This window comes from Micromonospora sp. GCM10011541 (assembly GCF_042650725.1).
GTDB classification, from domain to species: Bacteria; Actinomycetota; Actinomycetes; order Mycobacteriales; family Micromonosporaceae; genus Micromonospora; species Micromonospora sicca.
Genome location: NZ_JBHSBP010000046.1, coordinates 1 through 9051 on the forward strand (window position 1 = coordinate 1; position 9051 = coordinate 9051).

9 protein-coding genes are annotated in these 9051 nt (G+C 70.2%); 7 read left to right on the forward strand and 2 right to left on the reverse strand.

Going from position 1 to position 9051, the window contains the following annotated elements:
* Positions 1 to 230: 230 nt before the first annotated feature.
* Entirely contained in the window at positions 231 to 410 is a 180-nt protein-coding gene (locus ACFOYX_RS16585) for a hypothetical protein (protein WP_322441036.1), read from the forward strand.
* A 365-nt stretch (positions 411 to 775) separates the two neighbouring features.
* On the opposite strand, the gene ACFOYX_RS16590 is transcribed toward ACFOYX_RS16585, so the two are convergent.
* Positions 776 to 1060, reverse strand: a complete 285-nt coding sequence (locus ACFOYX_RS16590; RefSeq protein ID WP_322441037.1) for a hypothetical protein — start codon at positions 1058 to 1060, stop codon at positions 776 to 778.
* Positions 1061 to 1429: 369 nt separating this feature from the next.
* A complete protein-coding gene (locus ACFOYX_RS16595) occupies positions 1430 to 2053 on the reverse strand; it encodes a hypothetical protein (RefSeq protein WP_322441038.1) in 624 nt (207 codons plus the stop codon).
* 608 nt (positions 2054 to 2661) lie between these two features.
* Here ACFOYX_RS16595 and ACFOYX_RS16600 point away from each other — a divergent pair.
* From ACFOYX_RS16600 to ACFOYX_RS16625, 6 genes are all read left to right on the forward strand, one after another.
* Entirely contained in the window at positions 2662 to 4161 is a 1500-nt protein-coding gene (locus ACFOYX_RS16600; RefSeq protein ID WP_322441039.1) for a protein kinase, read from the forward strand.
* Positions 4162 to 4535: 374 nt separating this feature from the next.
* On the forward strand, positions 4536 to 5543 hold the full coding sequence (locus ACFOYX_RS16605; protein WP_322441049.1) for an ATP-dependent DNA ligase: 1008 nt from the start codon (positions 4536 to 4538) through the stop codon (positions 5541 to 5543).
* A 490-nt stretch (positions 5544 to 6033) separates the two neighbouring features.
* The gene (locus ACFOYX_RS16610) at positions 6034 to 6597 is read left to right on the forward strand and encodes a hypothetical protein (RefSeq protein WP_377534107.1); all 564 of its coding nucleotides are present in this window, start codon (positions 6034 to 6036) and stop codon (positions 6595 to 6597) included.
* 776 nt (positions 6598 to 7373) lie between these two features.
* Entirely contained in the window at positions 7374 to 8054 is a 681-nt protein-coding gene (locus ACFOYX_RS16615) for an alpha/beta hydrolase (RefSeq protein WP_322441040.1), read from the forward strand.
* A gap of 5 nt (positions 8055 to 8059) precedes the next feature.
* Entirely contained in the window at positions 8060 to 8245 is a 186-nt protein-coding gene (locus ACFOYX_RS16620) for a hypothetical protein (protein WP_322441041.1), read from the forward strand.
* Between the two features lie 257 nt (positions 8246 to 8502).
* Positions 8503 to 8817: a class I SAM-dependent methyltransferase gene (locus tag ACFOYX_RS16625; RefSeq protein WP_322441042.1), complete on the forward strand. Its 315-nt coding sequence runs from the start codon at positions 8503 to 8505 to the stop codon at positions 8815 to 8817.
* Positions 8818 to 9051: the final 234 nt, after the last annotated feature.

The following is a 9051-nucleotide window of genomic DNA, read 5'->3' on the forward strand; positions in this document are numbered from 1 at the left end:
TCACTGATGCCTGTGCCCGTCTCCTACCGGCCCGTGCCCCGCCAACCTATTTGCGCGACCTCTTACACGCGTCTCGCAAACCTTGTCCGCCCAACCGCCTGATCGCCTTCTACCCGGCGCGCCCACCCGTGGGCGGTCAGCCGACGATCGTTTCCCTGCTCAGATGGCGGGGTACGTTCTGCCCAACCCGGGGCCCCTCCTCGGGTTGCTCGATCGTGGGGAGAACAGGCATGACCATGACCACCGCCGAGGTGCCCGCGCCGGTCGAGGTCGACACCGAGGAACAGCTCAGACTGGATCTGGAAGAGCTGCATGTCCGCGCGCAGCAGGCAGCAACCCAGCTCGCGGACATCAATCGCCGCCTCGCGCTGTTACAGGACCAGGTTCGACGGCATCAGAAGCGCCATTAGCGCTACGGCCTGCCGTCGGAACCTGGCCAGCGGCCGTAAGGCGGCGTAGCGGGTCCGACCGGAGTTCCGGCGCGTAGCAACCGCCTCGCCGGTAATCCTTGGACGTCCGCGACGAGCGAGACCAGGACCAGAAGTAGGACGCGGGCCAGCCGTTGTCAGGCGGAGTCAGCAACGCGTCAGCAAGAGGCGCACCACGCGACGACGCCGGTCGGAAGGAGCGACAGTGCCGCCGAGCGTGAGCGCGTAGGACGACACCTGTTGGCGCTGGCTGACGACCGCGATCAGGCTCCCCCCGGCGGGGGTCTTTCCCAGTGGAGGCAGAGGGCTTACAGACGACCACCGGACGCCGAGCTCCCGGAAAATGATCAACGAACGCGCAGGACGATCCCCACGGCGACTATCCCCAGCGCCAAGGCAATGTAGAGGATCACCAGCACTCGGCCATGCCGCCGCTGCCGCACAGAGTTCGGGCCGGTCCGGTCGGAATTGCGGGCAACGGCGGAAGCCAACCGCTCGAAACCCGCTACCTCCCCAGCCGGCGTCAACCAACTCGTTTCCCCCACATCGGGCAACGGGGGCGGATCGGAGACATCGTGTGTCTGGTATCGAGGCTCGATCCGCGGCGGCAGCCGGCGGAACCGGTTGTCCATGCCACCACAGTCGCAGACGCCGGCAAGGCAACCACGGCTCAACCCTGTTGCCGTACAGCACGGAAGTACAGCAACGAGCCGAACCCTTGGAACCCCAGACCGACCGGCCGAGGCTCCCCACCTCCGTATCGAGCGTTCAGCGACCGCGTCGCCGGCAATCCATAGATTCAGGACTGTCGACCAGGACCGGGACCAGGCGTGGCCAACCGGTCGGCACTGCTGCGGGTAGCCCGACCTGGCATCAAGATCAGGCCGTCTTTGGTCCGTCTGAGGTGAACCAGCAGTGACACCCATGACGATCGATGACAGGTCCCGGTGCAGGTCATGGGATGCCCTTTTTGGTTCCGATGACTAAGTTCATCAACGAGATCAATACCGCTGGAGGCGGCTCAGGAACTCGTCGACCAGGTGCGGTTTGGTGTGATCCATTCGGGTCCGAGTGCCCGAGGTGAGGCCACCCGCCTGGCCGCCACACGTGTAGATCAGCGGCACCGGTGGCCGGTCCGGGTAGCGCAGCACGAACGAGTGTTCGTGGCTGTACCCGATCAACAGGCAGACCTCGCCCATCGGCTCTGGGGCGGCATCGGGCCACCAGCCGCTGTGCCGCCGCTGCCACTGCCGCCAGGCCTGGTTGCGGTTGGGTAGTCGGTTGAGCAGCGCGGCGAAGTCGGCGGCCCCGGCACGCAGTACCCGCTGACGCGGCGGGTCCGTCACCCCGGGGCTCGGGATATGCAGCGCCGTGGGTGTGGTGCACAGCAGGACCTCGGTGGCGCCGGGCGGCACGAGCGGGCCTGGGGCGTCGACGAACTGGCGCCGCTCATCGATGACCGGGCAGCCGTCCGACCCGAGTGGAATCTCATACGGCGTGCCGGCCACGGCCGGCCAGGGCGACCCGGTGCGCCGGACCCAAGCGATCGTGACCACGCCCGCGGCCACCGCGACCACCGTCACCACGACGACCACCCAACGCCGACGCGGGCTCCACTTGGTCACTGGCCACCCCCAGCTCGGCGATCGCCGGCGCGGCTAGCTTGTCCATCCAGGAACTACAGTCTCGGCACCACCAACGGCGTCTTCGACGAGGGTTCCCCGAGCCCACAGAGCAACGGACCCGAACCGTTCACCGCGTGGCTCGCCAGGGTCGAGGCAGGGGAGCCCTACGCCGCGCCGGGCCGCGTGGACGACCCGATGATGGGCCAGCTCAGAACGGCATTCAGCGGCTGGCACTCCGCGTACTACCAGCCCGGCTGGCCTGCCCTTGCTCGCCGAGCCCGACTCCGACAGTTAGATCCGGCGCACCGACTTCTCAGCGCGGATTCTGCGGTCACGCGGAGGACGGTGGGTACGCCGGGTTCGCCGTCGGCGGCGGAGGCGGTCATGACCTTGTTGAGCTGCACGCGGACGGCGGCAGCTTCGGCGGCCCGGCGGAGCGGGGGGTAGCCGGCGCCCGCCGGTCGTTTCCTCGGTGCCGATGGCGCGTTGACCAACTTGGGGGATCGTCCACCATGAGGAACTCCTGATGGTTCGTCCGATGACCCCGATGCCGGCCGTCGCGTCACCGCCCCCCGTGTAGCGGCGCGCTGGGTTGGAGCAGTGAGGCCGTGCTTGGACGTCTGCTGGATGGCCGCTACCAGACCGAGGAGCTGCTGGGCAGCGGCGGCATGGGTGAGGTATGGCGCGGTCGCGACCTGCGCCTCGACCGCCCTGTGGCGATCAAGGTGCTCGCCGCGGCCGGCCTGAAGGAGCCGATGGCCGCGGAACGCTTCGACCGGGAGGCCCGTGCGGCGGCCGGGCTGACCCATCCGCACATCGTCGCTGTCCACGACTTCGGCACCGAGGAGAACGACTCCTACCTGATCATGGAACTGGTGGAGGGGCGGACGGTATCCGCACTGCTCGCCGACGGCCCGCTCCCCGTCCTGCAGGCGTTGTCGATCGCCGCACAGACCTGCGACGGGATCGCCGCCGCGCACGCGGCCGGGGTGGTGCACCGTGACGTGAAGCCGGGCAACCTGATCGTCACCGCCACCGGCACAGTGAAGATCTGCGACTTCGGCATCGCCCGCCTTCCTTGGGCACAGGGGGAGAACACCCTCACCGAGCCGGCGACCAAGCTCGGCACCAGCTCCTACATGTCTCCCGAGCAGGCCCTCGGCCAGCCGGTGGACCACCGCACCGACCTGTACGGGCTGGGCTGCACCCTCTACGCCATGCTCGCCGGCGGTCCGCCGTTCGCCGGCGAGCCGCTCAGCGTGCTGCATCAGCACGTCAACGAGCCACCCCCGCCGCTGCGCGAGCGCCGGCCCGACGTACCCGCCGAGCTGGACGCCCTGGCCGCCGAACTGCTGGCCAAAGATCCCGCCGACCGGCCGCCCGACGCGGCCGAAGTCCGGGACCGCCTCGCAGCCCTGCTGCCCCGGGCCGGCACGCCGGTTCCCCTCGTGGCGGTCACGCCAGCTGACCCGGGCCGGCCGGGACGATCCACGCCGGTGACAGCTCGTCCGCCCAGGCCGGAGGCAGGCGGCCCGGCACGCCCCAGGCCGGGCCCGGCACGGCATCGGCGTGAGGCGCTGCTGATGGCGGCCCTGCTCGGCGTCGCGCTGCTCGCCCTGACCGGCGTCACGCTGCTCGACCGCGACGACCACACCTCGATCGCGGGACCGACCACGCCGCCGGCATCGGCCACCACCGCTGTGGCGCCCCGCGTGCCGGCTGTGCCGCTCACCGTCGCGCCCGCCACGCCGACGCTGCGCACCGTCGCGTCCGCCACCCGCAACCCGGCCAGCCCGACACCGAGCCCTCGGGCCACCTCGCGTAGGCCGAGCCCCACTCCACCCGCTGACCCGATCGCCGGCATGCGCCAGTCGATCCAGGAGCAGGTGGGAGCCGGCCGGTTGAACCCGGATGCCGCAAAGGACCTGCACACCAAGGTGGACGCGATCGCGAAGGAGATCGCCGAGAGCGACCCAGACCAGGCCGAGAACCAGCTCAAGAAGCTGCGCGAGAAGCTCGGCGACCTGCGACGCGATGGCAAGCTCACCGCCGACGGCTACGACGCCCTGACCGCCGACGCCGACCGGATCGCCGCCGACCTGCGGTGAAGACTGCGAGGTAGCCCGCCGCCGAGCGGATGGAGGAGCCAGCAAAAGGTCGTCTTCCTCAGCGCACCCTCCGCGAGGGAACCCGCCGCGCCGTAGCCGACTGACGAGGCGCCCAACGGCAGCACCGACGCCCACTCGACCCGAGCTTCCACGCCGTCGACCAGGGCGACCTTCGGCTCGTCATGCCAAGGTCCCCCTGCATTCGTTGTGCCTGATCTTCGCCCGGGGCCCGATCCCTTTGCCCGACGATGGCGGGGGAGGGACGCGTATGAGTGGCGCTCGCGGTCCGGGCGGATGGGACTGGAGGGGTGAGCCCGGCCTGGCGGTGGGAGACGTCGCCGGGTGGGCCTGTGCTGCGCCGGCCTGTCGCCCCGATGCTGGCCGCGCCGATCGACTCGGTGCCTGAGGGTCCGAACTTGATCTATGAGCCGAAGTGGGATGGGTGGCGGGCCGTGGCCTTCCGGGGAGCTTCGGATGTCTACTTGCAGTCGCGCGGCGGCAGGAATCTGACGCCGTACTTCCCGGACATCACGCGCGCGGTCCGTGCCTTCGTCCCGCCCGGCGCGGTGCTCGACGGGGAACTGGTCGTCTGGGAGCGGAGGCGGACGAACTTCGCCCTGCTGCAGCGGCGGGTCACCGCCGGCCGACAGCCGCTGCGCGAAGCCCGTGAACACCCGGCCTACTACGTCACCTTCGACCTACTCGTCGACGCTGGCGCAGAGCCGCTTCTCGGCGCTCCGCTGATCGAGCGGCGTGCCCGGGTGGTGCGGCTGCTCGCCGGCGCCCCGCCGCAGCTGGCGATCACCCCGCAGAGCGCCGACATCACCGAGGTCAGCGAATGGCTGACCACCTGGACCGCGGCCGGCGTCGAAGGGGTTGTGATCAAGCGCCTCGACAGCCGGTATGAGCCTGGCCGGCGAGGGTGGGCGAAGTTCCGGGCCCGTGCCACCACGGAGGCGATCGTCGGCGGCGTCACCGGCAGCATCCGCAACCCTGAGACGCTTCTCCTTGGTCGGTTCGACCGGCGCGGCCGGCTCCGATACACCGGCCGCACGCACCCGCTGGCCACGCCGCAGCGCCAGGAGCTGGCGAGACTGCTGTCCCCGCCACGCCCGACCGAGCGCCGTGTTGTCACCCACCCCTGGCCCGATCCACTACCGGCCACCTGGTCGGGCCAGTTCGAACGGCCCGAGCCGCTGCGCTACACCCAGGTCGAGCCCACCGTGGTGGCTGACATCGAGGTGGACACGGCCTACGAGCACCACCGGTGGCGACACCGGGTGCGGTACGCGCGGCCCAGGCCGGACCTGTCGGTGTACGGCGTGCCGCTGATACTCGGCGAAGGCGAAGACCCCTTCTCCGACTACGCCCGCAGCGCCTGACTGACCTCACCCCACCTCCGCAGGACACTCACCCGCCGCCTCGCCGAGATCGACGCCGAACCCAGCGACGACAGCATCGCCCTCGCCGACCACCTCGTCGCCCAGCTGCAGCAACCGGGCAGCCACACGCGGGACTCCGGCCCGCCCCGGCAGGAGGAAGCAGCCGCATGACCACCCCGCCCGGTACCGGCGCCCCCGCCAGCACGATCGCACATCGCTCAATTGCCCGCCCCAGGGCATCTGCGGCGGCTGCGGTGGGCCGTCCGTGCCACCCTCACCCTCGGCGTAGCGGCGTCCGTGGACGCCAACATCCTGCACGCCCGGCCCAACCCGATCAGCCAGCTCATCGCCGCTTGGCCGCCCTGGCGCTGCTGCTCACCGTCGAATTGATTTCCCGGGTGCCCACCCACCGCCGGTCCCTCGGCGCCGTCCGGCTCGTCGCGACCGCCGGGATCGCCGGCATCGCCGCCTGGGTCTCTCCTACTGGCACATGGTGGGCGTCGCCGCCCGCAACGGCGAAACCGAAGCCGTCGCCGCGTACCTGCTGCCCATCCCGGTCGACGGACTCGTCATCGTCGCCAGCGTCAGCCTGGTCGAGATCGCCGGGCGCATCCGCACGGACACCTACGAGCAGCGACCCGCACCGGCAAAGATGGCCGAATCCGCCCCTGCGACGGCGCCGGTCCCGATGGCCCCGAAGCGCCCCTCGGCGCCCTCATCCATTCCAGCCGCCTCGCCACACATAGCCGGTCCCGTCGCGCTGACGTCCGCCATCACCAGCGCACGCGCAGCGGCCCGGCCCGCGGGTGCGGGTCCCGTGGCGCACGATGCCGACGCGAACCGGTTGTCCGTGCCAGCGGCAAGCGGCCGCGACGCGCTTGGCCCATCCCACGCTGACCGGCCGGTCGCGCCGGCACCATCCGCCGACCAGAAGCGACTGGGGGTGGGTGACGAACTCGCCCCAGGCGCAACGCGGCCGGAGCCAAATGACGGCTCGGCGCAGGTGCTGGCAACACCAGGTGTGGGCTTCGGCGACGACGGTTCCGTGCCATAGGGGACGGCCGACGCCGTGGCCTACTGGTACCGGCGCGACCCGAGGCTGCACGCAGCACAGATCGCCACGCGGATCGGCCGTTCCGAACGCACCGTCCGCCGCTACTGGCCACCGCGGACAGGTCGGGCCGCGGCTCCCTGATCGACGGTCCGTCCCTCGCCCGCAGCGGTGTGGTCCGCGCGATCGGTGCAGACCAGGCAGGTGGTTGTCGGCTCCGCCCCTCAACCAGCCGATGGGTTGCAATGCGGATCAGCCACCCGGCCCACGGTGCGAACTGAGCAGGCAAGGCCCGAGTCCGGTACGCGGACGCGGAGCCTGACGAGCTGACGATATGTTGCCGGTATCCGGCTCGGCGGTTGCCCCCGTGGCCGCCGAGCCGGACCATCTGCCACACCCATCCGCTCAGTGATGGGGTATCCCTGCTGCAGGTAGCCGATGCGATGAGCGGAGGCAAATCCGACGCTTCAATCGCTTGCGAAGCCGACCAGCGGACCCGGCGAAATCCACGAGACTGTCGGCGCCGCCGTGACGATCAGTAACCAGCGATGCGGCATCGACCGGGCGGCACATCCGCTTCTGCCGATGAGCGAGTGCCTGAGGCGTAACGTTCTGGAGCGCTCGCGCTGCGCCGCCGGCTGGTCGGCCATGGCTCGTGCGGCGGGAGTCGGGTAGGGACGGGGTGCCGGGCCTGCTTGACGGCTTTCTGCCAGGCCAGGTGCCGGCGCGTGGGCGCAGGGTCCGATGAGTTTTCACCACGGGAGGAGTTCAACACTGTCATGACGAACACGCACATACTGGAGACCGCCGAGGCCGACATCGTCTACGACGTGCGCGGCCCGCTGCCGACGGCCGACGGACGTCCACCACTGTTCATGATCGGCCAGCCGATGGACGCCAGCGGCTTCGCTACGTTGGCCTCACACTTCTCCGACCGCACCGTGGTCACCTATGACCCACGCGGTCTTGGCCGCAGCAGCCGCAAGGACGGCCGGGTCGACAATGCCCCCACTGTCCAGGCCACCGACGTCCACGCCGTTATCGAGGCGCTGGGCGTTGGACCGGTCGAGATGTTCGCCAGCAGTGGCGGCGCGGTGACCGCGCTGGCGCTGGTGGCGGCCTATCCCCACGACGTGACCACCCTGGTGGCCCACGAGCCACCACTCATCCCGGTGCTCCCCGATGCCGAGGCTGCCGAGCGCGCCCGCAGCGGCGTTCGCGACGCCTACGAGGCCAGGGGGTCGAATGCCGGCATGGCGGCCTTCATCGCCATGACCTCGTGGCGAGGCGAGTTCACCGACGACTACTTCGCCCAGCCCGCGCCGGATCCGGGTCAGTTCGGGATGCCGAGCGAGGACGACGGCTCTGTGATGATCCGCTGCTATCGGACCGGTCCTGGGCGGTCAGCAGCTACCGTCCCGACCTGGACGCGCTGGCCGCGGCGCCGACACGCATCGTGATCGCCGTGGGTGAGGAGTCCGCGGGCATCTTCACCGGGCGCACCGCGGTGGTCACCGCCGAACTGCTCGGCCAGCAGCCGACCGTGTTCCCCAGCCATCACGGCGGCTTCGTCGGTGGCGACTTCGGCTACCCCGGCCAACCCGAGGCCTTCGCGCGCAAGCTGCGCGAGGTCCTCGACGGCGACAACTGACGCGATGCATTCCGCCTCGCCGTCGATCTGGACAGGACGTGATGGCCCGCAGACGCGGCGAGCAGGTCCAGGCGGTCGTGTGCCGCTGGGTCCCGCAAGTCGCTTGGTCGGCCAAAACCTGGGCCGAACGCTGGGCCCAAGAGCATCCTGGTCGAGCCGCGCCCAGTTGTGGTCATGAACATCCGGATCTGCCGCCGACCGCGCGTGGCATGACAACTCGAGTGCGGGCCTCGACCGGACTCGTGTTGACTTTGGCGGTGGATCGTCAACGGCTCAGCAGCATCGCGCACTCGCACCACCCGATCGCGGCCCCGATCTTCGGTGTCAACCTCAACCGGCTCCTGCGCCGAGCTGGTCGCCAACCGGCGGCTCGTGTCCTCGACCTAGGCTGCGGAGAGGGATCCTGGGCGCTGCAGGCCCTCGCTCATTACCCCGACGGGCACGCGGACGGCGTTGACGTCAGCCGGTACGCCCTCGAACGCGCCGCCGGCGCCGCCGCCGAACGCGGCCTCGCCGACCGGCTCACACTGCACGAGCGCGACGCCCGGACGTACGTGCCTGACGGCGATTAGGACTTGGTGTTGTGCGTCGGGTCGACACACGCGTTCGGCGGATTCGGCGAGACGCTGGAGCTGGCGGGTCGGCATGTGAATGCCGACGGCATCCTGATGGTCGGTGAGGGATTCTGGCAAGTCCCGCCGACTCCGGAGGCACTCGCAGCACTCAATGCGAAGCCTGAGGAAGGCGGGTTCAGCCAGTGGAAGCATTTGCCTCGACGAGTTCGGTGAATATCTCGGAGGGCTTCT

What these genes read in the sequence shown, in the direction of transcription:
- ACFOYX_RS16610 (WP_377534107.1), top strand. Translation starts at nt 6,034, where the DNA reads ATGGTGGGCGTCGCCGCCCGCAACGGCGAAACCGAAGCCGTCGCCGCG.
- ACFOYX_RS16585 (WP_322441036.1), top strand. Translation starts at nt 231, where the DNA reads ATGACCATGACCACCGCCGAGGTGCCCGCGCCGGTCGAGGTCGACACC.
- ACFOYX_RS16615 (WP_322441040.1), top strand. Translation starts at nt 7,374, where the DNA reads ATGACGAACACGCACATACTGGAGACCGCCGAGGCCGACATCGTCTAC.
- ACFOYX_RS16605 (WP_322441049.1), top strand. Translation starts at nt 4,536, where the DNA reads ATGCTGGCCGCGCCGATCGACTCGGTGCCTGAGGGTCCGAACTTGATC.
- ACFOYX_RS16590 (WP_322441037.1), bottom strand. Translation starts at nt 1,060, where the DNA reads ATGGACAACCGGTTCCGCCGGCTGCCGCCGCGGATCGAGCCTCGATAC.